General features: G+C 42.7%; 27 protein-coding genes, 1 tRNA gene and 1 pseudogene. 17 read left to right on the top strand and 12 right to left on the bottom strand.

Going from position 1 to position 24391, the window contains the following annotated elements:
- Positions 1-42: 42 nt before the first annotated feature.
- From J2736_RS25615 to J2736_RS25625, 3 genes are all read left to right on the top strand, one after another.
- On the top strand, positions 43-309 hold the full coding sequence (locus tag J2736_RS25615; protein WP_310501494.1) for an ArsR/SmtB family transcription factor: 267 nt from the start codon (positions 43-45) through the stop codon (positions 307-309).
- A 286-nt stretch (positions 310-595) separates the two neighbouring features.
- Complete coding sequence (locus J2736_RS25620; protein WP_310501431.1) at positions 596-1984, top strand: NAD(P)-binding domain-containing protein; 1389 nt, start codon at positions 596-598, stop codon at positions 1982-1984.
- A gap of 267 nt (positions 1985-2251) precedes the next feature.
- Positions 2252-2638, top strand: a complete 387-nt coding sequence (locus J2736_RS25625) for a YjcQ family protein (RefSeq protein ID WP_310501432.1) — start codon at positions 2252-2254, stop codon at positions 2636-2638.
- Between the two features lie 144 nt (positions 2639-2782).
- On the opposite strand, the gene J2736_RS25630 is transcribed toward J2736_RS25625, so the two are convergent.
- The 7 genes from J2736_RS25630 to J2736_RS25660 form a co-directional block, all read right to left on the bottom strand.
- Complete coding sequence (locus tag J2736_RS25630; RefSeq protein WP_310501433.1) at positions 2783-3217, bottom strand: protein-tyrosine phosphatase family protein; 435 nt, start codon at positions 3215-3217, stop codon at positions 2783-2785.
- A complete protein-coding gene (locus J2736_RS25635) occupies positions 3210-3698 on the bottom strand; it encodes an ArsI/CadI family heavy metal resistance metalloenzyme (RefSeq protein ID WP_397341604.1) in 489 nt (162 codons plus the stop codon). Before J2736_RS25635 ends, J2736_RS25630 begins: the two co-directional genes overlap by 8 nt.
- 4 nt (positions 3699-3702) lie before the next feature.
- A complete protein-coding gene (arsC, locus tag J2736_RS25640; RefSeq protein ID WP_310501435.1) occupies positions 3703-4131 on the bottom strand; it encodes an arsenate reductase (thioredoxin) in 429 nt (142 codons plus the stop codon).
- Between the two features lie 35 nt (positions 4132-4166).
- Positions 4167-5579 (bottom strand): arsenic transporter, encoded by a 1413-nt coding sequence (locus J2736_RS25645; protein WP_310501436.1) that lies wholly within the window; start codon positions 5577-5579, stop codon positions 4167-4169.
- Positions 5580-5588: 9 nt separating this feature from the next.
- Positions 5589-5912 (bottom strand): ArsR/SmtB family transcription factor, encoded by a 324-nt coding sequence (locus J2736_RS25650; RefSeq protein ID WP_310501437.1) that lies wholly within the window; start codon positions 5910-5912, stop codon positions 5589-5591.
- Positions 5913-5925: 13 nt separating this feature from the next.
- Entirely contained in the window at positions 5926-6354 is a 429-nt protein-coding gene (locus tag J2736_RS25655) for an arsenate reductase ArsC (RefSeq protein ID WP_310501438.1), read from the bottom strand.
- A 142-nt stretch (positions 6355-6496) separates the two neighbouring features.
- Positions 6497-7252 (bottom strand): hypothetical protein, encoded by a 756-nt coding sequence (locus J2736_RS25660; protein WP_310501439.1) that lies wholly within the window; start codon positions 7250-7252, stop codon positions 6497-6499.
- 207 nt (positions 7253-7459) lie between these two features.
- Here J2736_RS25660 and J2736_RS25665 point away from each other — a divergent pair, with 207 nt between their 5' ends.
- Both J2736_RS25665 and J2736_RS25670 read left to right on the top strand, forming a co-directional pair.
- On the top strand, positions 7460-7636 hold the full coding sequence (locus J2736_RS25665) for a hypothetical protein (protein ID WP_310501440.1): 177 nt from the start codon (positions 7460-7462) through the stop codon (positions 7634-7636).
- Positions 7633-9204: a recombinase family protein gene (locus tag J2736_RS25670; protein ID WP_310501441.1), complete on the top strand. Its 1572-nt coding sequence runs from the start codon at positions 7633-7635 to the stop codon at positions 9202-9204. Before J2736_RS25665 ends, J2736_RS25670 begins: the two co-directional genes overlap by 4 nt.
- A gap of 67 nt (positions 9205-9271) precedes the next feature.
- Here J2736_RS25670 and J2736_RS25675 read toward each other — a convergent pair.
- Positions 9272-9421, bottom strand: a pseudogene (locus tag J2736_RS25675) (LuxR C-terminal-related transcriptional regulator); the annotation flags it as partial.
- Positions 9422-9616: 195 nt separating this feature from the next.
- Between J2736_RS25675 and J2736_RS25680 the strand changes: the two are divergent.
- From J2736_RS25680 to J2736_RS25690, 3 genes are read left to right on the top strand one after another with little or no spacing between them, the layout of a single operon-like run.
- Positions 9617-10291 (top strand): DUF6483 family protein, encoded by a 675-nt coding sequence (locus J2736_RS25680; RefSeq protein ID WP_310501443.1) that lies wholly within the window; start codon positions 9617-9619, stop codon positions 10289-10291.
- 35 nt (positions 10292-10326) lie between these two features.
- The gene (locus tag J2736_RS25685) at positions 10327-11058 is read left to right on the top strand and encodes a class I SAM-dependent methyltransferase (protein ID WP_310501444.1); all 732 of its coding nucleotides are present in this window, start codon (positions 10327-10329) and stop codon (positions 11056-11058) included.
- A gap of 10 nt (positions 11059-11068) precedes the next feature.
- Positions 11069-12043, top strand: a complete 975-nt coding sequence (locus J2736_RS25690) for an MBL fold metallo-hydrolase (protein WP_310501445.1) — start codon at positions 11069-11071, stop codon at positions 12041-12043.
- 54 nt (positions 12044-12097) lie between these two features.
- Here J2736_RS25690 and J2736_RS25695 read toward each other — a convergent pair whose 3' ends face one another.
- Positions 12098-13060 (bottom strand): phosphatidylglycerophosphatase A family protein, encoded by a 963-nt coding sequence (locus tag J2736_RS25695; RefSeq protein WP_310501446.1) that lies wholly within the window; start codon positions 13058-13060, stop codon positions 12098-12100.
- Positions 13061-13377: 317 nt separating this feature from the next.
- Between J2736_RS25695 and J2736_RS25700 the strand changes: the two genes are divergently transcribed.
- The 3 genes from J2736_RS25700 to J2736_RS25710 all read left to right on the top strand — a co-directional run bounded on the left by J2736_RS25700 (position 13378) and on the right by J2736_RS25710 (position 15998).
- A complete protein-coding gene (locus tag J2736_RS25700; protein WP_310501447.1) occupies positions 13378-14424 on the top strand; it encodes a GerMN domain-containing protein in 1047 nt (348 codons plus the stop codon).
- A gap of 184 nt (positions 14425-14608) precedes the next feature.
- Entirely contained in the window at positions 14609-15367 is a 759-nt protein-coding gene (gene rph, locus J2736_RS25705; protein WP_310501448.1) for a ribonuclease PH, read from the top strand.
- Positions 15351-15998, top strand: coding sequence for an XTP/dITP diphosphatase (locus tag J2736_RS25710; protein ID WP_310501449.1), 648 nt, complete (start codon positions 15351-15353; stop codon positions 15996-15998). The genes rph and J2736_RS25710 overlap by 17 nt, the downstream gene beginning before the upstream one ends.
- 78 nt (positions 15999-16076) lie before the next feature.
- Here the strand turns inward: J2736_RS25710 and asnB are convergent, their stop codons facing one another.
- Positions 16077-17921, bottom strand: coding sequence for an asparagine synthase (glutamine-hydrolyzing) (gene asnB, locus J2736_RS25715; RefSeq protein WP_310501450.1), 1845 nt, complete (start codon positions 17919-17921; stop codon positions 16077-16079).
- Between the two features lie 192 nt (positions 17922-18113).
- Between asnB and J2736_RS25720 the strand changes: the two genes are divergently transcribed.
- Complete coding sequence (locus tag J2736_RS25720) at positions 18114-18227, top strand: DUF4023 family protein (RefSeq protein ID WP_310501451.1); 114 nt, start codon at positions 18114-18116, stop codon at positions 18225-18227.
- A gap of 165 nt (positions 18228-18392) precedes the next feature.
- The gene (locus tag J2736_RS25725; RefSeq protein ID WP_310501452.1) at positions 18393-18524 is read left to right on the top strand and encodes a hypothetical protein; all 132 of its coding nucleotides are present in this window, start codon (positions 18393-18395) and stop codon (positions 18522-18524) included.
- A 101-nt stretch (positions 18525-18625) separates the two neighbouring features.
- Here J2736_RS25725 and J2736_RS25730 read toward each other — a convergent pair whose 3' ends face one another.
- Entirely contained in the window at positions 18626-19480 is an 855-nt protein-coding gene (locus J2736_RS25730) for a methyl-accepting chemotaxis protein (protein ID WP_310501453.1), read from the bottom strand.
- Between the two features lie 190 nt (positions 19481-19670).
- A tRNA-Arg gene (locus tag J2736_RS25735) sits at positions 19671-19744 on the bottom strand.
- Positions 19745-19906: 162 nt separating this feature from the next.
- Between J2736_RS25735 and J2736_RS25740 the strand changes: the two genes are divergently transcribed.
- The 4 genes from J2736_RS25740 to clpX all read left to right on the top strand — a co-directional run bounded on the left by J2736_RS25740 (position 19907) and on the right by clpX (position 24315).
- Positions 19907-20818, top strand: a complete 912-nt coding sequence (locus J2736_RS25740; RefSeq protein WP_310501454.1) for a hypothetical protein — start codon at positions 19907-19909, stop codon at positions 20816-20818.
- A gap of 109 nt (positions 20819-20927) precedes the next feature.
- Entirely contained in the window at positions 20928-22229 is a 1302-nt protein-coding gene (gene tig / locus J2736_RS25745; protein ID WP_310501455.1) for a trigger factor, read from the top strand.
- A 214-nt stretch (positions 22230-22443) separates the two neighbouring features.
- Complete coding sequence (clpP, locus tag J2736_RS25750) at positions 22444-23034, top strand: ATP-dependent Clp endopeptidase proteolytic subunit ClpP (RefSeq protein WP_065851718.1); 591 nt, start codon at positions 22444-22446, stop codon at positions 23032-23034.
- A gap of 12 nt (positions 23035-23046) precedes the next feature.
- Positions 23047-24315 (top strand): ATP-dependent protease ATP-binding subunit ClpX, encoded by a 1269-nt coding sequence (gene clpX, locus J2736_RS25755; protein WP_310501456.1) that lies wholly within the window; start codon positions 23047-23049, stop codon positions 24313-24315.
- Positions 24316-24391 lie beyond the last annotated feature (76 nt).

A 24391-nucleotide genomic window follows, 5' to 3' on the forward strand; every position in this document is an offset into this window, starting at 1 on the left:
ACAAAATCTTCACCAAATGACTCGTTTTTTGATACATACGAGATGAAGTTTAAAGCGTTGGCCGACCGTAAGAGGCTTCAGATCATGTATGAACTAACACAGCGGGGAAAAACATGTGTGTGCGATCTATGTGATATCGTAGAAATGGCTCAATCTAAATTATCGTATCATTTGAAAATCCTGTTAGATGCCAACTTGATAACAAAAGAAATCATCGGCACCTGGAGCTACTACGAGATTAATAAAAGTGAAGTTAATGGTTTGCTTTCTGAGCAACTATGTTGCATTTTTAGACCTAGCGGGTCTTAAAGTTTTTTTGGGTTTTAAATCAATTTTTTTTGATTAATATATCAATATTATTTGATTAAGGAGTGTGTATTTCTATGTTATTCCACGATATTAATCCACAATTGATGTATTTAGAGCAACATGGCAAACAAGATCATTTGGTCAAAGAGGTTAACATCAGGAAACAAAATCACTTAAGTATTAGCCTTAATAAAGTTGTTGGTTTATTTCATAAGACTAAAACAAGTCAAAGTGTTTGTTGTGCATGTGCTTGTTAATAAAACGGAAAAACGGAGGCTGAAAAATAATGAATCAATTTCCTGATAAATCTAAGTTAGAATTACCTGTAGCTATTATAGGTTCTGGACCTGTTGGACTTGCCGCGGCAGCACATTTAGTGGCAGTTGGCGAATCTTTTGTATTATTTGAAGCAGGCAATGAAGTGGGATCGAGTATATCTCAATGGGCGCATGTTCGTCTCTTCTCTCCGTGGGAATACAACATTGATAAAGCTGCGAGGAAGTTACTTGACTCTCATGGTTGGAGCGCACCGAATAACTCGGAAAATCCTACAGGTTTAGAAATGATTGATAAATATTTTAAACCATTTGCAGCACTACCTGAAATAAAACCATTCATTCAGTTGAATTCCAAGGTAGTTGCTATAAGCCGAAAAGGTCTAAATAAAGTTAAAACAAATGGCAGAGACGACCTCCCTTTTATCATACACATTGAGAAGAATGGTGAGCGTCATAGCATTGAGTCTAAAGCTGTTATCGACGCTTCGGGAACGTGGACTAACCCCAATCCAATCCTCTCTGAAGGTGTCTGGACATCCGATGAACAATTGTTAAATAAGCAGATTTTCTATGGAATACCTGATGTACTTGAAGAGCATAAAGCTCGATACAGTAACAAGAAAGTACTTGTAGTGGGTAGTGGCCACTCTGCGATTAATACATTGTTGGAACTAGGAGAACTCAAAAGCGAAAAACCTGAAACTGATATCACATGGGTATTGAGAAAATCCAATGTAGAGGATGTTTACGGTGGTAAAGAGCAGGACCAACTTGCAGCCAGAGGAGAACTAGGAATACGAATTCAAAGGCTTGTTGAATCAGGGAATATTAAAGTGATAACACCTTTTCATATCCAAGCATTCAAACAGAAAGAAAACAAGATTCAGGTGTTCGGAACTCGTCATGGCGAATTACTTCAAATCGATGATATTGATGAAATTGTTTCGAATACTGGTTCACGAACGGACTTCACCTTTTTAAGAGAAGTTAGGGTAATTGCTGATCCTAGCCTAGAAAGCACATTGGAATTAGCTCCATTAATCGATCCGAATGTTCATAGTTGCGGTACAGTAAGACCACACGGTGAGAAGGAGCTACGTCAACCAGAGAAGGATTTCTACATTGTTGGTTCAAAAAGCTATGGCAGAGCACCAACGTTCTTGATGGCGACTGGTTATGAACAAGTAAGGTCCATAGTCGCTGCAATAGTAGGTGATTATGAAGCGGCGGAAAGAGTCGAACTCGAGCTACCTGAAACAGGGGTTTGTAGCACCAAAAATAGTTCATGCTGTGTTTCGGAAAAGATTGAATTGAAGATGATCAAAATGGAAGAAGCCAGCTCTTGCTGTTCACCAGTCACCCAGCAAGTAACTTCAAAAACGACGTGTTGTAACTAGACCAATTCCTAAAACCCATCGCGTCAATAAAGAATGAAAGCAAATAAAAAGACTTTCACACGTCTCTTTAGACGTAGGAAAGTCTTTTTATTTATTGACTCTGTTAATACCCATAAGTAATCCTTACAGATGAAGTAGTTGAATATTCCTTTGTGATTGCCTTAAATACTGCAAATATTTTAGTTAGTTAAGAAGGATTAGAGTTTGTGCAGGAAAGACGTATAGTTTTATCGTATTATTATTGTTAAACAGTGAGGAGTGATGTTATTGGAACATTTAGACACAAAGCAAAAGGTATTAGTAGCTATTTATCTTGAGTATCAAAAGGATTTACCTGAAATGAATAAAAATATTGATGCTAGTATCCTAGAGTTAAGTGATGATGTATTTTTAATTGCGATTAGAAAATTACATAATGAAGGTTTGATTACTGGTGGTAGGTTTTATGAACACCCGCTTAAAGGCGTAGCTTCTACAGAATATATTATGATGACAAAAGCAGGTATTGAATATGTAGAATCTAAGTTGAACGTTTTGCCGACATTGAATGGCGAAGGGAAAATTAAAGAGGTTTCAAAGAAGCTTGCTGAATGGGGATACAATGAACTAAAAGATTTCACAGTCAAAGTAATTGCTGAAATTGTTAAGGGGTAGAGTCTCAAATAAAAAATGTTGTGTTTTTTTGAGTTCTTTTTATTACTCATTAATAAGCTTACGGAAATCGCTAGCTCAAAAGACCGCCTTATTAATAAGGCGGTCTTCTTTATGTCAATTATAAACAATAGGATTCTAAATAACCTACTTATTAAACAATTTTTCGATTGCCTCGCGTTGCGCAGGTTTTACATTCACTTTGGAGCGAATGCTTTTTGCTAAAGCTTCAGCCTCATCGATGGACTGACTCTTACCCAGTGTAATTAATGTGCCAACAGCAACAGCACCCGTTCTACCACTTCCGCCTCCACAATGGAAACCAACCTTTTTACCGGCTCTGTAAGCCTCTACAACATGGCTTATCGCTTGCTGGAAAAGTACGTCCTGTGGACCCTCTGCATTATCTCCAAGCGGAACTTGAATCCATTCAACATTAGCACCGGGGTAAGCACGTTCTGTTGCTTCTCCACGTAAATCAACTACGACTTCGACGCCTTCATTCTTGACCATATCTTCAACATCAGCCGCGCCACCAAAGAAGATTTTATCTTCATGTAAAGCTTGATAATTTTTAGCCATCTGTAAACTCCTTAGAATAACTGTTTTTTGAATGATGTGAATTCATTGCTGTAGGTGCCGAAGGCGGCGCACAACATAGCGACATATCACGTGCTTCTCCGGCTGACTCGAACTCAGAGTCCTCTTTCGTATAGAAGATCTCCCAAGCGTTTCCGTCTGGATCATAGACCCAAACTTTGTCTTGAACAGCATAACAGCAAGTTGTGTTAATTTCGTCGATAGTGAGAAGATTGCTATGGCGAAGACGTTCGCCCATAGCCAAAACTTCTTCAGTATCGTTTACTTGAAAACCTAAATGATTCAACACACCGTTTTTCTCGAAAGGTCGAACATTAAGAGAGAAATGAAGCAATGGTTCATCAAGTTCAAACTTTGCATAGTTATCCTTAATCTTAGTTGGTTCAGTACCAAAGAAAGCACGATAAAAATCCAAGGACTTTTGTAGATTCGAACAATTCACCGCTACATGCATCCGTTTAATCATCTTACTTTCCTTCTTTCACAAATAGCTCAATGCGTTCTTTTATGGAGTCACGAACTTCACTGAATTTCGCGGTAATTTCTTCTTCCGTCCCCGTTGCCTTAGCAGGATCTTCGAAGCCCCAGTGCCACTTAACAACGTTCTTGTTGGAGATTACAGGGCAATGCTCATCAGCGTGTCCACATAGGGTGATGACGTAATCAGCGCGGTTTAAAATTTCAGGATCAATGACATTGGATGTATGGTTAGAAATATCAATTCCTGCTTCTTTCATTGTTGCAACAGCACGTGGGTTTAATCCATGAGCTTCTAATCCTGCGCTTTGCACTTCGTATTTATCGCTGCCTAGAGCCTTTAAAAATCCATCTGCAATTTGGCTGCGGCAAGAATTTCCTGTACACAAAAAGTAAACTAGAGGTTTGTTGTTTTCCATGATTGCATTTCTCCTTTTTGATGGCTCTTCAAGTATTAAGCTCCTTGATGCCCTTTTTTTGTTTGTTGATTTTCAATTACTTTTCTAATGATCATCGCGGCAACCAACACAATTACAGCAATCGCTACGATTAACAACCAAATATTTATGCTTGTTGTATTAATGACATGTAGCCATAAATACAGACCTGTAAGGGTAATAAATAGTGTCGGCACAGTAAGAATGATACCTGTCTTAAAATAATTGCCCCACGTGATTTTTACACCTTTCGTGGATAAAACATGGAGCCATAAGAGTGTTGCAAGAGACCCTATAGGCGTAATCTTAGGACCAAGATCACTTCCGACAATGTTGGCATAAACTAGTGCTTCTCGAATAATGCCATCTGTATTTGTCCCCTTAATCGCTAGGGCATCGATCATAACCGTTGGCATGTTATTCATGATGGATGACAACACGGCTGAGAGGAATCCCATACCTATCGTTGCGACAAACAATCCCTGTTCAGCCAAATTCTCAACAACTTTACCAAGGGCATCGGTAAGACCCACGTTTTTAAGACCATACACAACCACATACATGCCGATGGAGAAGATTACAACAGCCCATGGAGCATCTTTAATCACTCGTTTCGTTTCGATGACCTTACTAGATCTAGCCATTAAAATGAAGATGAGTGCCACAACACCTGCAATGATAGAAACAGGAATTTTTATAAATCCACTACTCACATAAGCAATGAGAAGGATGCCTAGGATAACCCATGACATTTTGAATAGCTTAAGATCCTTGATAGCATCTGATGGTCGTTTTAATTGCTTCATATCGTAGCTCGTTGGGATGTCCTTACGGAAGAAAACGAACAACACCACTAAACTTGCTCCAAGTGAGAATAAGCTAGTCACAATCATACGACTTGCATAGGTGACAAAATCGATACCGAAGAAGTCAGCTGACACGATGTTGACTAAGTTACTGACAATCAGAGGCAAGGACGTTGTATCCGCAATAAATCCACTTGCCATGATGAACGGCAAAATCATTTTATCGGGAAGCTTTAATGCTCGAACCATTGCCAAAACAATCGGGGTAAGAATGAGAGCTGCACCGTCGTTAGCGAAAAATGCGGCAACTGCCGCGCCTAACAAAATGACGTAAACAAACATGAGTCTTCCATTCCCTTTAGCGATGCGAGCCATGTGTAAGGCGGCCCATTCAAAAAATCCGATATTGTCCAAAATCAAAGAGATAAGAATAATAGCGACAAAAGCAAGTGTTGCATTCCATACAATGGACGTAACGGTCAATACGTCGTGAAAAGTAACAACTTGAAAAATGAGTGCAAGAATAGCTCCAGCAGAAGCAGACCATCCAATATTGAGTCCCTTAGGCTGCAAAATAACAAATGTTAGTGTTAGCAGAAAAATGATTACCGCTATGTAAGTCATGGTTTCCTCCTAATCACAACAATCAAGTTTTTCACAAGATGTGGATTCAACTTTTTCTTTTTGCGATGGAAGCTGATTGAATAAATCAGATATGAACGGTTTATTATCAATCGTCAGCGAATAGTAAACCCACTGTCCCTTTTTGGCTTCTTTGACTAAGCCGCCATCTTTTAATTTACGCATATGTTGACTCACATTTGGTTGACTCGTTTGTAGAATGTCAACAAGTTCTAAAACGCAAAGTTCTCTCTCTTTAAGTAACAGAAGGATTGTTAATCGCGTCTTATCACTTAAAAGTTTCAACGTCTCAACCATTTTTTCAATTTCAATCATCAATTAATCTCCTTTACACGGGCACATTCATTCCTTTAAGCAGTTCTATAACTTTCTTCTCAATTTCATCCCTGTTTTTGCGCAGCGCTTCGAGGTTTCCTTCGCTGTGCTCTAACGGATCAAGGATATTCCATTGTACATTTGTAATCCCAAAAGGAACGACAGGACAACGTTCAACTAAATTCTCACACAACTTAACAATGACATTGGAAGCCAAGAAGGTCTTCATATCAATTTTCTTGGAAGTCTGATTAGAGATATCGATGCCGACTTCTTTCATAACCTCGACTGTAAGTGGATGTATGTCACTTGCTTCTAGCCCAGCACTTTCGGCGATAACATTATCTTTCCCGTAATGTTTGGCAAATGCTTCAGCGATTTGACTTCTGCAACGGTTTTGAATGCATAAAAAGTAAATTCGAACTGGTTTCTTACTCATCATAATTCAGCTCCTTCCATCTGTAAATCATTATATAAGCAAATACTTATATTCGTAAAGTAAAGAAATTGTAAATGTTGTGGTTACTTTTCGTTGACGAAAAAAATAACCAGCCCTGTTCAGGCTGGTCTATTGTGGCATGCAATTAGCCTTCAGATAAAAGTGCATCATCGATCTCCAGTTGTTCTAGTGAAGCACCATCTTGACTAGGGGAAGATTCTAGATCTGCTTTCTTTGAAGGTCGTCCAAGTTTCTTGTCCGAAGGGGAGGATTTCTTACCCATCAGTTTAATGATTTCTTGGTTGTGTTGATCTTTTATTACAAGGATCTCTTTCTCATGGCGAAGCTGCGATAACTCAAGATCTTTTTTAACATCTGCGAGTTGTAAATATAAATGCTCAATTTCATTTAGATCGTAAGATGCATTGATGTCTTTTAATCTGTCAATTTCAACATTCAAACAGCGAATGGTTTCCTTATGAGATATAGATAAATCATCTAATCGGGTTACTTTCGCTTGAGACTCGGAAAGTTCATGCTTTAATTCAGATAATTCAGCTTGCTGTTGTTTGGATTCTAATTCTAAACGGTTAACCACTTGTTGCATTTCAAGATTCACTTTTTCAATCTCAGCAGTGTATTGCTTGTTATCTTCAATAACCTTTTTAATGAGAGAAGTAAATATTTCGTCAATACGCTTTGTATGGTCTTGGAGGGTTTCAATGTCACTTAAGTATTTCAAGGAGCCTTCATGTTGCTTGTACACTTGTAGCTCATATAAAGCAAGGAGACGTTCAAACCATACTTTACTTGATAAACCGGAAACTTCGATCATAGAAGTTATTTTATCTTTAGTCTCAGCGCTCACTTTGACACCATAGGTGGTGTTTTCTGATGCCACGATAGAACTCCTCCTTTCCCGGATGGTAAATGCAGGTTTACCCTGTAAATCGGGTTAACTGAGTTAACCTTATTATTCTTGAATAATGGCTCGTAAGAAGATTATATGGGTCAAGTTAAAGCATTATCACATCTATTCTTGAAGTTCAAAAGCCAATGTAATAGGACAAACTTGGTTCGTAATAGGCATAACCATGAGGTGATACCTATGCAACTCAGGGTCGTATTTAAGTCCATAGAAATGGAAAAATCTTTGGAACAAATCATTGATGAACTGGTTAATGATACCATCAAGAAGGTGCTCACCAAACACCCTGGAACAAGCTATAATTATGAGACAACTAAGACTAACAACCATGATGAATTGGGTGATCCAAACCGATGAGACAAAATGGGACAGCTATTTATGTCAGGGTGTCCACAACTAAAGATTCGCAAAAAGATAGTCCTGAACATCAAAAGGGACTTTGTGAAGAAAAAGCAAGAACTCTTGATTTGGATGTGCAATATACATACGAAGATCGTGACACAGGTACATCCATTGTTGCACGTGAAGAAATTCAGAAATTGATACAAGATGCCAAATCAAAATACTTTGGCACCATCGTTTTTGCTTCCTTATCTCGTTTTTCAAGGGATACCTTAGATTCGCTTAACTTAAAGAGGATCTTAGTAGATGCCCTTGGAATTCGTTTGATTTCTATTGAGGAAGGCTTTGATTCCTATAAAGATAATGATGAGCTGAAATTCCAGATTATCTCAGCTGTGAATCAAAAATTGAGCGAACAGATCAGTCTTTCGTCAAAACGTGGGATCAGACAGTCAGCACTAAAAGGGAATTTTACAGGTAGCATCGCACCTTATGGATATAGAAAAGAAGTTGTAGGAGACAAGAAGACACTCGTTCCTGATGATAACAAGCCCGTCGTTGAGTTGATTTATGATTTGTACATTCGACGGAAGATGGGTGAAAAAGCTATTGTCCAGTACCTGAACAAAGAAACAGAAGTTCCTTCTCCAAAGGGAGGAGCTTGGGGAATTACGACAATTCAGCGTATTCTAATGAATGAGGCATATACAGGTCAAAATGTGTTTGGCAAATATGAAGTAAAGAAAGTTTACAATGACATTAACAACATGTCGGATAGGAGCAGAAAACAAGTTCAACGTGATGAAGCTAAATGGGAGCGAAGCGCTGAACAAACACACATTGCCATAATTGATGAAGAAACGTTTCAACTTGCCCAAGAGATTAGATTAAAGCGCGGCGGTGGAAAACGTGGTGGTGTAAGGAATAAAGTGAATGTGTTTGCTGGAATGACGGTTTGTAAGCATTGTGGAGGTTCGATGGTTTGCACAATGTCCAAATCCAGAAAAGACGGGAAAGAACATCGATATTTGATTTGTTCAACCAGAAGAAGGCAAGGAGATCGCGGCTGCGAGAATAGTGTCTGGATTCCTTATTATCAGTTTAGAGATACCATCATTGCGGAAGTGAGTAAGAAGCTGAAGCAACTTATCAATAGTGAGTCTGAGACCAGTGAACGTAAAGGAAGAATAACTAAAAAGAAGACCTCCTTAGACATTGCTAAAGAAATAAAGAAAACAGAGAAATCCATTGAATTGAATCGTAAGCTGCTATTCGAGTTAAGAAAGCAGATGATGCTTGGTGAAATCGATGAAACACAGTATCAATTTGAAAAAGAGCAGTATGAACAAGAGATTGCGTCCTTGCAATCCAAACTTATGAAGTCCTCAGAGAATGTGGAAGAGCAAATCAATTTGGAGAAGATTTATGAAGAGATTCGAATAGCACTGGATAATCTTGTGGAATTAGAGTTTGACCATGTGGATGAAATGAGGCTTGTATTGACGAAGCTTGTTCAAAAATTGGTGATAAGCGTAGATGGAGAGGTTGAAATCTACACTCCATTAGGACAATTGGAATCATAACTTACTACCCAATGGATGCCGTCATTATAACGAACATCTGCTTTTTATTATTGTGTGTTTCAAAACACATTACATTCGATATATGATTCCTCACAGTCTTTTCACTTATGAAAAGCTGCTGTGCGATATCCTTTGTCGTTTTGTCCTGCACTAAGAGTTCGAATACTTCGCGTTCGCGGTTCGTAAGTAAAAATTTGTTTTTGTGGTCGCTGCCCATGGATGTGTGTCACCCCTCCTTGCTCGGGTATTGGGAATTACAAGGTTAAGGGATACAGTCAAAATTAGTTTATGAAGGGCTGTTGTCAATGGTGCGGTATCCAGAGAAAAATAGGCGAATTGTATTTTTGAGTTTCCACGCTAGGCGTGGTAAGCTGAAATGAGATGAATTTGAAACCGAGAGGAGCTGCTTCAGATGTTCAGACGTGATTATTTGATGAAACAGATTGAACAATTGACGGTGGTGCTGCATCGGATTCTTTTTAACAAGGAACATATCCCGATTGAAGATGCGCAAAGACAGTTAGATGAAGCCAGTCGTCATTTATTGGGTTTGAATATTCGTTCTCTCCAATCTTTGTCCAGTAAGGATATTCTGGAATTGCTATCCTACCAAGGGAGCATCGATACGGCGAAGGCGTTGGTGATTAGTGATATGTTTGTAGGACAAGGTGATCTTCTTCACCAACATGAAGAGGATAGCGAGGCCTATTGGGCATATCTGAAATCGTTGGATCTCCTTTTACATTTGTCGCTGTCAGATGAAGTTGAACCCGAGGATGAGGTCAATCAGGAAATTGCCACTCGGATGGTCGTTGGTTTGAATCATTTGAAAGGCTGGGAAATCCCTGAAGGAACGCAGAGGCTGCAATTCTCTCATTATGAGAAGCAGGGCAATTACGCAAAGGTTGAAGATGTTTTGTTTCATTATATGGAGGACCATCCGGAGCGTAAGGAACTGCCGTCACAAGGCCTTATATTTTATGAAAAGCTGTTGCAGGTAGAGGACGAGCAATTGAAGGCTGGGAATTTTAGCAGGGAAGAAGCGATTGAGGGTTTACGGATTATTAAAGCGAGGCTGCTCTTATAACATTATTTAATTATAAAGCTGAAGGTGTTGAAAAGATGGCTTGGTATCAGGAAAGTTTTGGAAATGATTATTTGCTGGTTTATAAACATAGAGATATGCAAGGTGCTTACCATGAAGTGAAAAAAATGATAAATTGGCTGGAACTGAAGCACGGCGCACGGCTTTTGGATCTGTGTTGCGGAATGGGGCGGCATTCGATGGCGCTTTCGGGATGTGGTTTCACAGTGACAGGTGTGGATTTGTCGGAAGTGCTCCTTCAGGAAGCGGTCAAGCTAGGTGGAGATGGGCATGTGACATGGATTCACGGTGACATGCGGGATGTGCCGCTACATGAGACGTTTGATGCGGTTGTGAATTTGTTTACGTCTTTTGGCTATTTTGATGAGGATGAGCAGAATGAAAAGGTGCTTCATGAAATGCATCGGCTTTTAAAAAAGGATGGTCGATTCATCATTGATTTTTTGAATCCAATTTATGTGAAGGCGAATTTGATTGCGCAGTCGGAACGTAAAGAAGAAGAGCTGACCATTCGCGAGACTAGAGCAATCGAAGATGGTTTTGTACGCAAACGGATCGTGATTTCTCAAGATGGTGAGCCGGAACGGCATTATTTGGAGCAGGTGAAATTGTATGAGAGACCGGTATTTGAAGCTATGTTGCAAAAAGCCGGATTACATATCGATCATGTCTACGGGGGCTACGAAGGGCAGGATTATGCACCGGAAGCTTCGAGTCGGATGATTTTTGTTGGGCATAAGGAAGGATGACAACTCGGATATGAACGTCGTGACTGTACATACAGATGAAATTACACAAGTAAAGGTGCCGCTGCCGTTTCCTTTGCGATGGGTGAATGCTTACTTGATCCGCGGCAGCAACGGATACACCGTTATTGATCCGGGGTTGCATACACCGGAAGCTGAGGCGCTCTGGCTGCAAGTGCTGCAGGAGCAAGGGATTGGTTTTGAGCACGTAGAACAAATCGTGCTCACTCACCATCATCCCGACCATTACGGGATGGCCGGTTGGTTCCAAGAGCGCACAGGCGCGCCGGTTCTCCTCTCGGAGACCGGATACGCACAGGTGCAGCTCCTGTGGGGCCCTGAGCAGCCAATGTCGCCGCTGCTTCTCGAGCTTTTCGCCCGGCACGGCTTCCCCGAAGCCGGGCTGGAAGAGATGACGAAGCACATGGTGAGCTTCGTCGAATTGGTTTCCCCGCAGCCGCAGGTTACCCTGCTGCGTGAAGGGCCTGTGCGCCTCGGCGACCGCGTCTATGAAGCCATCGAGACCCCCGGCCATGCCGCGGGTCATCTGGTCTTCTACGACGCTGAGGCGCAGGTGATGTTTTGCGGCGACCACGTCCTGCCGCAAATATCGCCGAACGTTTCCTTCCTCCCGCAGGTGGAAGAAAACCCGCTCGGCGCTTACCTGAGCAGCCTGCAGGAAATCAGCAGGCTTCCAGTAACCATGGCTTACCCGGGGCACCGGGAGCCATGGCCGTTGTTCACAGCTCGCGCAGAGGAGCTCGTGCGCCATCACCATGAGCGGCTCGCGCTCATGGAAGGGCAGTTAAGCGCGCCGCAGAGCGCTTATGAGGTGTGCCGGGCGACGTTCGGCGACCGGCTGAGCATTCACCAGATGCGATTCGCGTTGTCGGAGACGATCGCACATTTGGTCCTGCTGGAGGCTGAAGGCCGCATCCAGCAGGTGGATCCTTTAGCAGATCGCGTGTCCTACATCGCGACTAAATAAAAAAAGCTCTAACCATGACTACCATGGTTAGAGCTTTTTTACGTCCTACCGCAATTACTTCAACGGCTTACTGTACGTCGGCGTATGATTATGCGCCAACCGACCACAAGCCGCCGCTACGATGCCGCATACCATATCATCGATAAAGGTATTGCATTTGCCATCCGTATGATCGCTGTCGAGCTGCTCGATAATGCCGAGTTTGGCTTTGTCCAGAAAGCCGAAATTCGTCAATGCAATGGTCCCGTACATGAGAGGGACGGCAGTTGCGATGCTTTCATCCACACCGAAAAGTCCTTCATCCATGCCCACGATGTGATTGTATTGTGCGTTGAATTCTTTGGCTTCGACAGCGGTGTCGATCTTGATAGCGAGCTGAAGCGCATGAAAAGTTTGCTGTTTGCGAAGAACGGCGAGAATATGCTCTTCGCAGAGACTACGAGGCATATCGGGATTGTAAGGACGCTGCAATTGATCCAGAATTTCAACCATATCATCCAGCTGTACGCCTCGTGACTCCAGCAATTGCAGATTGCGTTTGGTGTAATCCACCTTCACGCTATCCGAAATAATGACACTTGCAGTGGATGCGACAATCGCACATATCCCTTTGGAAATGAAGGATTTAGGTCTTTTGGTTGGGAAAAAGAAGCGGAATTTACAGTCGATGAAGCCAAAGAGCGATATCGCGCCGCTGCCATATAAACCGCAAATCGACATGGCGATGGTGCGGTGAACGTTATACGCAGGATCTTTCATGCTAGCTAGCAATTCTGCATCATGTTTGACCTTCTTCTGAAGCTCCATCAGGGTAGACATGACATTGAAAGTTTCCGTTTTACTCAAAACACCTAATAACGTAGTTGTAATCAAGTCAGTTGGGATTTTCTTAATCCCTTTTATTTCAACGAGCAATCTTGCAACGGCTTCCTCGATAACAGCTTGTGGGTAGTGACTGAAAACCTCTTCTCGAAATTCATTGAAAATAAGGGTCTTTTCCTTCAAAAATGTTCTCATGACAAGAACCTCCTTGTTCAAATATCAGAAGCGTATCGCACTCGATAATTAGTTCATTTATTTCTGAATAAACGTAAGCGTCCTCAGAGGACAGAGTCGTCGTTTACTCGGGGTTCACACGCTGGTATTTAGTATATCATAGGAGTTCGAATTGACGAAGGATTGGTCTCGGATGCCTTCATTTCTATTATTTTTAGTTTTTAAAAAAGGTGGACAAAAAGTAGTTATAAATCGGACAAAGCCTCGTATACATAATAATACGAAAAAGCTTCGTACAGGCCATGCGAATAGCAAAACTCGAAGGAGGAAATAAGCAAATGAAACATCAACATTGGATTCGTTCAGCCGCTTTAGCGGGGGTGATTGTTCTACTGACCACGGGATGTTCGATTTTGGGCACCGGAAAGAAGAGTGACATCGATGCACCTCCGGGAACGGGGGCAGAAGTCGACGTGAAGACGACGTCAGCCGCGGTTACAGTCGACATGTCCGAAGATGTTACTTCTCAGATGACCGTATATGTAAAAGATGGAAAAGGTTTTGTCACCCCATTGAGCCTAGCCTTACCGAAGACAGTCTCCGTTGCGAAGACAACGTTAGAGTACATGGTGGACGGAGGTCCAGAAACAAGCCAGCTGCCTTCAGGGTTCCAAGCACTCCTGCCTAAGGGGACTAAGGTTATTAGTTTAAATGTAAAAGCGGACAAAAGCGCCACAGTAGATTTCTCCAAGGAATTCCTAAACTACGATGTGAAGGATGAGCGCAAGCTCCTTGAAGCCATTACGTGGAACTTAACGAACTTCCCTACGATCGAAAAGGTTCAGCTGCGTGTAGATGGTAAGGATCTGAAAGAAATGCCGAAAGGCAAGACACCGCTGGATGTGCCATTAGCGCGCACCATGGGGATCAATTTGGAGAAGGCAGAGGATACTGAATTTGGTCAAGCCACGCCGGTAACTCTCTATTTCTTAAATCAAAATGATCAAAATTACAAATATTATGTCCCTGTGACACGTCTGATTAAGAGAACAGATGATGTAGCTAAGGCGGTTGTGGAACAGTTAATTAAAGGACCCGATCAGAAGAAGGGACTTGCTGCTGTACTCAACGCAACAACGGAGCTAAAAAGCATTAAACCGGGTGAAGGTTTGATTACCGTTGACTTCTCTAACAAGCTGTTAGGTACAGATCAGAAGGCTTCTGCTGATGCGCTGCAATCTGTCATCTTATCCTTAACGGAGAATACAACATTCAAGCAGGTACAAATTAAAGTGGATGGTGCTGTGAAAATAACATCGACAGATAATCAAAACTACAGTAAACCTGTTCTGAGACCCACACATATTAATCCAGCGAAGCTCTAAAAACATAGGTTAGCTACGAACTACTAGATAACGCCACTTTTTTCGAAAAAAGGGGGAGTGATCTAGTAGTTTTTTGGTTATTTGTCCAATCACTGACCCTAGGGTGCTTTTCCTTGGTGAGTTTGTTACAATGGGGCGTAAGGATTAGAGCTTTAGATGGAGCTACAGGAGGAGAAAGACATTTATGAGAATTGGTGGAAGAACGGATCAAGAACTGCGACCTATGCAAATAACCCCTCATTATATAAAGCACGCAGAAGGCTCAGTCCTCATTGAGGTTGGGGATACGAAAGTCATTTGTACAGCTACAATTGAAGAACGCGTACCCCCTTTTATGAAAGGGCAGGGAAAAGGCTGGGTTACAGCAGAGTATTCGATGCTCCCTCGAGCGACTCAGGTTCGTAATCAGCGTGAAGCGGCAAAAGGCAAATTAGGTGGACGCACAATGGAAATTCAACGTCTTATCGGGCGAGCATTGCGTTCGGTTGTCAACTTGGAAGCGCTAGGCGAGAGATCGATTACGCTGGATTGCGATGTCATTCAAGCGGATGGCGGCACGCGCACAGCATCCATCACGGGTGCATTCGTGGCGATGGCTTTTGCTATCAACAAGCTTGCTAATGACAAAAACTTAGCCAAATTTCCGATCAATGACTTCCTTGCTGCAGTCAGCGTTGGTGTCATTGGCGATACGCCGAAGCTTGATCTGAATTATGAAGAGGATTCCAAAGCGAAGGTTGATATGAATGTGGTGATGACAGGCCAAGGTCAATTTGTTGAAGTCCAAGGAACAGGGGAGGACGCTCCTTTCTCCCGTAAAGAATTGGATGAATTATTGGCATTGGCAGAAGCCGGAATTAACACCATGATTGAAGTTCAATCCGGTGTACTAGGACCGATTGCTGAACGTATTCGAGGTGCCCAGCATGCGGCTACAAAGTAATTTTGTTGTCATTGCAACGCGTAACGAAGGCAAGGTCAAGGAGTTTGCTGAGCTTTTTGGAGCTAAAGGGTATAAGGTTCGCAGTCTAGCGGATTACACGGATTTACCGGAAATCGTGGAGAGTGGGAAGACCTTTGCTGAGAATGCTCGAATCAAAGCACAGATTATCTCTGCGCACCTTCATGTACCTGTATTAGCTGACGATTCTGGTCTTTGCGTGACAGCTTTAGGGGGAGACCCTGGTGTATATTCAGCTCGCTACGCGGGAGAAAACGCTACAGATGCTGATAATAACGCGAGGCTTCTCCAAGCTTTGCGTGAGCTGGACAACAGAATCGAGCTTCCTGCGGGGGAGGAGCATCCTCCATTACTAAGCGAGGCGTCCTTTGTTTGTGCGCTCACGCTGATTGATCCTGTAGCGAATGAAGTGATCGAAGCCGAGGATGTCTGCCAAGGTTACATTCTTCATGAGGAGCGCGGCGCGAGTGGTTTTGGGTACGATCCTTTGTTCTATATCCCGTCACTGGGGAGAACGATGGCCGAGCTTACAATGGAAGAGAAGAATGAGCTGAGTCATCGTGCCAAAGCTTTGCGGATGTTCCTTGATCAGCTGCCTGATCAAACGAATTGAATATAAAGAAAGACCTGCAACCACATGAAAGCGTGGAAGCAGGTCTTTTTATTACTTTTAGTTTCATTAGCTAAACGATTAACGAATCGATATTTTATAAGTCCGAAGCCAAGTATCTACTTGCGCTAAGTAAGCGAATAGCTGAGGACCCGTCATTAACTGACCGAACCATGGAAGATCGAAATCATTAGAGTCTGAGCTTGCGAGCGCACGAATCTTTTTGACGTCGATGAAAGGCAAGAGTGGAGACGAAGGATCGTCTAGAATTTCCAGTACCCATTTTCGCACGGCGGTTAAATAATTCGGGTTGTGTGTTTTTGGATAGGGACTCTTCTTGCGTGTGAGGACATCTTCGGGCAATACGCCACGTAAGGCTTGACGTAAAATGCCTTTTTCTCGATCCCCTGAAGTTTTAATTTCCCAAGGAATGTTCCACACATATTCGACTAGTCGGTGATCACAGAAAGGAACGCGCACTTCGAGCCCGACGGCCATACTCATGCGGTCTTTACGATCGAGCAATGTAGGCATGAACCGCGTTATGTTCAAATAGGACATTTCCCGCATCCGGTTCTGCTGCTGAGTTTCCCCAGCTAAGCGAGGGACCTCGCTTAAAGCTTGCTGGTACCGATTGCTGACATACTCAACGGGCTTAATCCAATCTACGAAGTCCTGTGCCAGCAGATCAACCCGATTTGCCAGCTTAAGTGACCAAGGGAACGTGTTCGCTTCTAGTGCTTCCGCATTGTGAAACCAAGGATATCCACCGAATATTTCGTCAGCGGCTTCTCCAGAGATGGCTACGGTAGCTTCTTTTTTAATTTCTCGGCAAAATAAATACAAGGATCCATCGACATCGGCCATCCCTGGTGTATCGCGGGCTAATACCGCTGTCTTCAGAGATTCCACTAGCTCAGGTGTATCAAATTCAATGTAATGATGCTGAGTGCCTAGGTGGTCGGTCATCCTTTTGATCCAAGGGGCATCGGAGTTTGGTTGGAACAGATTCGCTTTGAAATGCTTATCGTTATCTTTGTAATCGACGGAGAAGGTATGAAGGGATCCTTTCCCGCTTTCTTTGTAATGTGTCGCAGCGAGTGCGGTAAGTGCGCTAGAATCCAGTCCGCCAGAAAGAAGCGTACAGATGGGAACATCCGATACGAGTTGACGTTCGGAAGTATCGCTTAGCAATTGCCCAACCTTGGCAGCGGTACCCGCGATATCGTCGGGGTGCTGGTGACTTTCGAGCTTCCAGTAGGTGCGAATGGATAAGCCATTGCGATCAAAAATAGCAAATTGACCTGGCTTCAGCTCTGACATGTTGCGATAAATCCCATGACCTGGCGTTCTGGCCGGTCCGACTGCGAATATTTCAGCAAAGCCTTCCGCGCCGACTTCGGCTTTGAAATCAGGGTGGGCTAGAATTGCTTTGGGTTCAGAACCGAACAATAAAACACTATCCTGATGGGAATAAAAAAGAGGCTTAACGCCGAGTCGATCCCGTACTAGAGTCAGTGATTGCTCTTGGTCATTCCAAGCCGCAAAAGCAAAGATGCCATTCAGACGGTCAATACATGCTTTTCCCCACTCAATAAAAGCAACCAGAAGGACTTCGGTATCACAGGTTGTGCGAAAGTGATGGCCGCGAAGTTCAAGCTCCTTTTTTAACTCAGGGGCATTATAGAGTTCGCCGTTATATACGATGGTATACGTATAGTCGCCTTGTTTGCGTACCATAGGCTGAGCGCCGTTCTCAGGATCCATGACACTAAGACGTCGATGTCCAAGGGCACAGTGCTGTGAAATCCAGGTACCTTTTGCATCAGGTCCACGAAGGTGGAGCGTTTCCGTCATATTTTCTAGAATGGACGGGTACCCGGTCAAGTCTTTCCGCCAATCTATCCAACCCGTTATTCCGCACATAGACGTTCCTTCCTTTCTTTTTAAAGAGAGCATAATGATAAAGGGTATGCGAATGGAAGGTATTAAATGTCTGTCCAGAAAACCGGGGGAGCAAGCGGGACGTGGTTTTTGTATAGATTGGGTGTTTAAATTTCGAGCCGCGGTGACATTCTAAAGGGGTAATGCCATTCTTTCTTCAGGAGGCGAGTGCTCATGGATAGTCATTTCATTAGCAAGCTGCACGACAAGCAGAGGAAAGCCGAGAAGAACAAAAGGACACAAGGTGACGGTCATACGGGCAAGAATTTGCCTCATAAGATGCACTAACGTCGATTGGCATGAGCAAAAGCCTGCAGGGAGAGATCTCTGCAGGCTCTTTGTATCTGAATGGTAATTCTTCTTGTATTCCCTATAAATTAGAAGGCATAATCGTAAATGGATTCTTCCATACTATTGAGGCTTTCATTCTATGAATTGAAGGAGTTGCTTAGCATGGGTAAAAAGAAAAGTATGTCACAGAAAATACAAAGCACAATCGACAACTCGAAGCAATCCTCACGTATTCAATCGAATTTGGACTCGACAGAACCAGGACACCATCAGCCTAATCGACCATCTGTCTAAACGTATTGTTTCAGACGCCCTTGCTGTTAGCCGCAGTGAGGGTGTTTTTTCATTCATGTAGGAGGTTAGTGGCTTAGCTGGGGTTGCGTAATGTGTATCATCTAAATAGAGGATGCCAAATGTTCCGTAGTCGAAGCGATATGATCATATGATTTCTTTAATTGTTCAATCGAATTGGAGTTGGCGGAAATTTGCTTTGTGGTATCCTCAATACTTTGAATCATCGATGACACCGAAGTCGAGATATGGATTAGCTGATCGGATATTTCTTGGGCAGATTGCTTACTTGAACTAGCCATTTTCCTGATTTCATTGGCAACCACCTCAAACCCACGTCCATGCTCGCCTGCACGAGCAGCTTCAAGTGCGGCATTCAGACCCAATAGATGGGACTGAGAAGCGATTTCTTTGACAATTGTGGTTACAGACTGGATGCTCTTGACTTGCTTCTCGACTGTAGAAGATTCTCGGCTCATCTCTGACATATGTGTAACGATCACTTTTGAAGCTTCTAATACTTCATCTGTGCTCACGGTAATCTTCTCTACCATAGCTTTCAAATCGGCAGTACTCTGTTGCAGGACAGTTTCACGCTTCGTAACATCTGTAGCGATCTTGATGATTGCATCCACGCGGCCTTCGTTAAAGACCGGCATGTAAGTTGCTTCTAACGTAAGCTTCCCTCCACCGTTAGCTACTCGAATAATCTTATTTTGAAAGGCCTTGCCATTACGCAAATCTTCCCAGAGATTCTCATAGGCTGAACTGGAAACAAATTCAGGCAAACAAAACTTGCTATGATGGAAGCCGATAATTTCTTCCACCGTATATCCCATAGCAGAAGTGAAGAGTGAATTTGCCCATGTTACATATCCGCTCGTGTCAAACATAATCATAGCTAAATGACTTTGTATAGAAGATAAAATTTCTAATTGTTGTTTCGTCCTGTCTTGCATTCGTTTCACTCCTCTAAGTATAGTAACTTAGCTAATTCTGAGTTGTTAAAATATACTAATCATATTTTATCCTAAAAAAAGACAGGATTCGACAAAAATTGCGGCAGAATTACAACATATTCTAATCAGTTATTAAAAAATGTATAACAAAAAGGCCGCGCAATTGCGCGGCCTTTTTGTTTGAAATTGACGTCCCAGGAGGGATTCGAACCCCCGACCGCACGCTTAGAAGGCGTGTGCTCTATCCAGCTGAGCTACTGAGACCTATGACACTTCTTACCGCCTGGACGTGATCCGTTTGGCGAAGCAAGAGTTAATATATCACAACGTATAAAGTGAGTCAACTTCATTTTTTAAATATTTTTGCAATCAATTGGATGATGGAGTAAACTGGCACAAGCGAGACCACGAACAGAGGTGATCCTGATGTCAGACCCATCTTTAGAGAATGTTATCCTTTTTCCTAAAACAGAGCAGTTCTATGAAGACGAGTTAACCAAGCTGTTACGCTCCGAGCAATATAAAGAAGCCCTTGATATGCTTACTTTTCTTCTGCAGTTTCCCAATGTTGATGCGAACAAGTCTGACCAATGGGAAGCTCTGCGGCACTGGCTGCTCACCATGTTTCCGGAAACGATGTTTTCAACCTCAGAGATAGAGGATGAAGTTGCGGAGGCAGAATCCGACTTATTACGGCAATACATCCATGACAAAGCAGCATCGGATGATGGCGCTTTTGTGAACAAGCTTCAAACCATGCTTCATGAAGGAACGCTGGAGGAACAAGTGAGTGCCTTAGAGCAGCTGGCTTTTATCGAGCAACCTGAAGTGAGTCATTTCGTGAGAAACTGGCTTTGCGAGAGACCTCGGCACCCGCACTTACAATTTAAGGCTCTTCAGACTCTTAAACAAATGGGGGAGCATGGACTTATTGAATTCCCCAAGAATGGTAAAACGGTTCTCGTGGAAATCGATGAAACGCCGCTAACCGCGGAGGATTTTCCATTACGCATTCGTGATATGATTCGCAGAGTCGGGGACATTAGTGAAATAAGCCAACCTGACTTTGTGTATTTTGCGACCCAGACTTGGCAAGAGTTTCTTGCTTATGCCTATGGCACTTCAATTTACACCGAACTATTGAAGACAGAGGAAAGTGCGGTAGACGTGTGGGCTTCCGCTTTGCATGCCATTTTGCAAGATAAATTGTTCGGTACTGTTGATCGAGAAGAGTTGTTGGAAACTTATGGCATCGTGGACGCAATGACCTTGCAATGGAAGCGGGCACACAATGTATTAACAGCGTTTGTTAAGCAATTTAGTCCTGATCCTGGTTAAGAACAAAGCTTGCTTGAAATGAAAATGTTATATGGTATAATAGAATGGTTATAATGAGCATAACGTGAAAATTAATGTCATGGTACATTTTTGGAGGGGAAGGCATAAAATGAAAGCAAGTTGGGAAAAAATAGAGAAGAACGTTGGCGTTCTTGAAGTTGAAGTTGGGGCAGAACGTGTAGCAGATGCTTTGGATAAAGCATTTAAGAAAGTATCAGCGAAAGTGAATGTTCCAGGATTCCGTAAAGGGAAAGTGCCTCGTTCCATCTTTGAAGCTAAATTTGGCGTTGAAAGCTTGTACCAAGATGCTATCGACATCATCTTACCAGAAGTTTACGTTGAAGCGATTGAAGAGGTTAAAATCGAGCCTGTTGATCGCCCAGAAGTAGACGTTGAGCAATTCGGTAAAGGTCAAGTTATGAAATTCAAAGCTAAAGTAACAGTTAAGCCTGAAGTAACGCTTGGCGATTACAAAGGTATTGAAGTAGACGCTGTTGACGCTACTGTTTCTGAGCAAGAATTGAATGATGAGCTTACACGTTTGCAACAACGTCATGCTGAACTGGTTGTTCTTGAAGAAGGACAAGCTGCTAACGGCGATGTTGTTATCATCGATTTCGAAGGATTTGTTGATGAAGTAGCATTCGAAGGCGGTAAAGCGGAGAAGTATTCCCTTGAGCTTGGATCCAACTCCTTCATCCCAGGTTTCGAAGAGCAACTCGTAGGTCTAGGTAAAGATGAAGAGAAGGAAGTTAACGTTAGCTTCCCTGAAAACTACCATTCCGAAGATTTGAAAGGCAAAGCAGCTGTGTTTAAAGTGAAACTTCACGATATCAAACGCAAAAACCTGCCTGAGCTTGACGATGAGTTCGCAAAAGACGTAAGTGAATTCGATACGCTTGTTGAGTACAAAGAAGAGCTTCAAAAGCGTATGCAAGAACGTAAAGAAAAAGATTCCGAAGCTGCACTTGAAACTGCAGTTGTTGAAAAAGCTGCTGCTAACGCAGAAGTTGAAATTCCAGGTTCGATGGTTGAAGCTGAGCTTGAGATCATGGTGAAAGAATTCGAAAGACGTCTTCGCTCCCAAGGCATGACGCTTGAGATCTACTACCAGTTCTCCGGTCAAAACGAGAGCGCATTGAAAGAACAAATGAAAGAAGATGCTGAGAAGCGTGTTCGTAACAACCTTGTTCTTGAAGCTATCGCAGCTGCAGAAAAAATCACAGTTTCCGCAGAAGAAGTTGACGCGGAACTTGAGAAGTATGCACCGTCTTACCAAAAATCAACAGCTGAACTTCGTGAGCTGTTCGCTTCCAACGGATCTCTTGAAGGTCTTAGCAATGATCTAGTTATCAGAAAAACGGTTGATTTCTTGCTTCAAAATAGCAAGCATGTTTCCGCAGCCGTGTAAATAAGGTAAGTAAAGGCACGTACGTAAGCAACGTGCCTTTCTTTTACCCTAATTTACGTCCAAATGCTTTAGTACATACGTATTACTGCCTACATAGCTGATTTTCAGAAAAATGACATTGTGGTTCAATCGTGTTAAACTGTAAAAGAATCTCAGTACACTCAGTACACTCAATTGAGAGAACATGGCGCTTGCCGCAAAAGGAGTTGGTACAATGAGTCTTATTCCTATGGTTGTAGAACAAGAGGCTCGTGGGGAGCGTTCCTACGATATCTACTCGCGTTTACTTAAGGACCGCATAATTTTCATCGGGACTGCTATTGATGACGATGTGGCTAATTTGGTCATTGCCCAGCTGCTCTTTTTATCCGCCCAGGACCCTGAAAAAGATATTCACTTATATATCAACTCACCTGGTGGGTCGGTTACGGCTGGAATGGGTATCTTTGATACCATGCAGTTTATTAAACCGGATGTATCTACGATTTGTGTAGGTATGGCCGCAAGTATGGGTTCTTTGCTTTTGACAGCAGGAGCCAAAGGTAAGCGATACGCGCTGCCGAATGCAGAAGTAATGATTCACCAACCGCTCGGCGGTGTTAGAGGTCAAGCAACCGATATTAAAATCCATGCGGATTGGATTATCAAGACCAAGCATAAACTCAACCAGATTTACGTGGACCGAACGGGACAGCCGCTTGAAAAGATCGAAAGAGACACCGACCGAGATAACTTTATGAGCGCTGATGAAGCGAAGGCATACGGGTTAATCGACGAGGTTATCACTCGAAACGACTTGAAATAAAGGAGTGATCCCATGTTTAAATTTAACGATGAAAAAGGCCAACTCAAATGTTCCTTTTGTGGAAAATCCCAGGACCAAGTTCGAAAACTTGTTGCCGGACCGGGGGTTTACATTTGTGATGAATGTATAGAGCTTTGCACGGAGATTGTGGAAGAAGAATTAGGGCATGAAGAAGAGCTTGATCTGAAGGATGTTCCGAAACCAAAGGAAATTCGCAATATTTTGGATCAATACGTTATTGGTCAAGAACAAGCGAAGAAATCCTTGGCTGTTGCGGTATATAACCACTACAAACGGATCAATTCCCAGAACAAACTTGAAGATGTTGAACTACAAAAAAGTAATATCGTCCTTCTAGGGCCAACAGGTAGTGGTAAAACACTTCTTGCGCAAACTCTTGCGAAAATTTTGAACGTGCCATTTGCGATTGCCGATGCTACTTCTTTAACAGAAGCAGGTTACGTAGGGGAAGATGTTGAAAACATCTTGCTTAAACTGATCCAAGCGGCTGATTACGATGTTGAAAAAGCAGAGCGCGGCATCATCTACATTGATGAGATTGATAAAGTTGCACGTAAATCCGAGAACCCATCCATTACACGTGATGTTTCCGGTGAAGGTGTACAACAAGCTCTTCTCAAAATTCTTGAAGGCACAGTAGCTTCCGTACCTCCTCAAGGTGGTCGTAAGCATCCGCATCAAGAATTCATTCAAATCGACACGACGAATATCCTATTTATTTGTGGTGGTGCATTTGACGGATTAGAGCAAATTATTAAACGCAGAATCGGTAAAAAAGTCATCGGCTTCAGCACTGATGGTGCTAAGGTTGATTTGAAACCAGGTGAATACCTATCCATGGTTCTTCCGGAAGATCTTTTGAGATTCGGATTAATCCCGGAATTCGTAGGTCGTTTACCGGTCATTTCGACGCTAGAGCCGCTTGATGAAGCAGCGCTTGTGCGTATTCTTTCCGAGCCTAAGAACGCGCTCGTGAAACAATACCAGAAGATGCTCGAGATGGATAACGTTTCGCTTGAATTTGATGCAGAAGCACTTGATGCGATTGCCAAAGAAGCGATTAAACGGAATACAGGTGCCCGTGGCTTGAGAGCCATCATTGAAAGCATTATGCTTGATGTGATGTTTGAAGTTCCTTCAAGAACGGATGTTTCTTCTTGCGTCGTTTCCAAAGAAACGGTACAAAACAAGATCACGCCTGTTCTTACGACCAAAGAGGGCGCACAGCCATCTGGTAAGAAGAAGGAAGAAAGTGCATAACCGATCATTTCATAAATGAACACACAGCCTCCAATCCAATTTCCATTTCTGGGAATTGGAGCGGAGGACTTTTGGT

This window comes from Paenibacillus qinlingensis (assembly GCF_031455095.1).
GTDB classification, from domain to species: domain Bacteria; phylum Bacillota; class Bacilli; order Paenibacillales; family NBRC-103111; genus Paenibacillus_E; species Paenibacillus_E qinlingensis_A.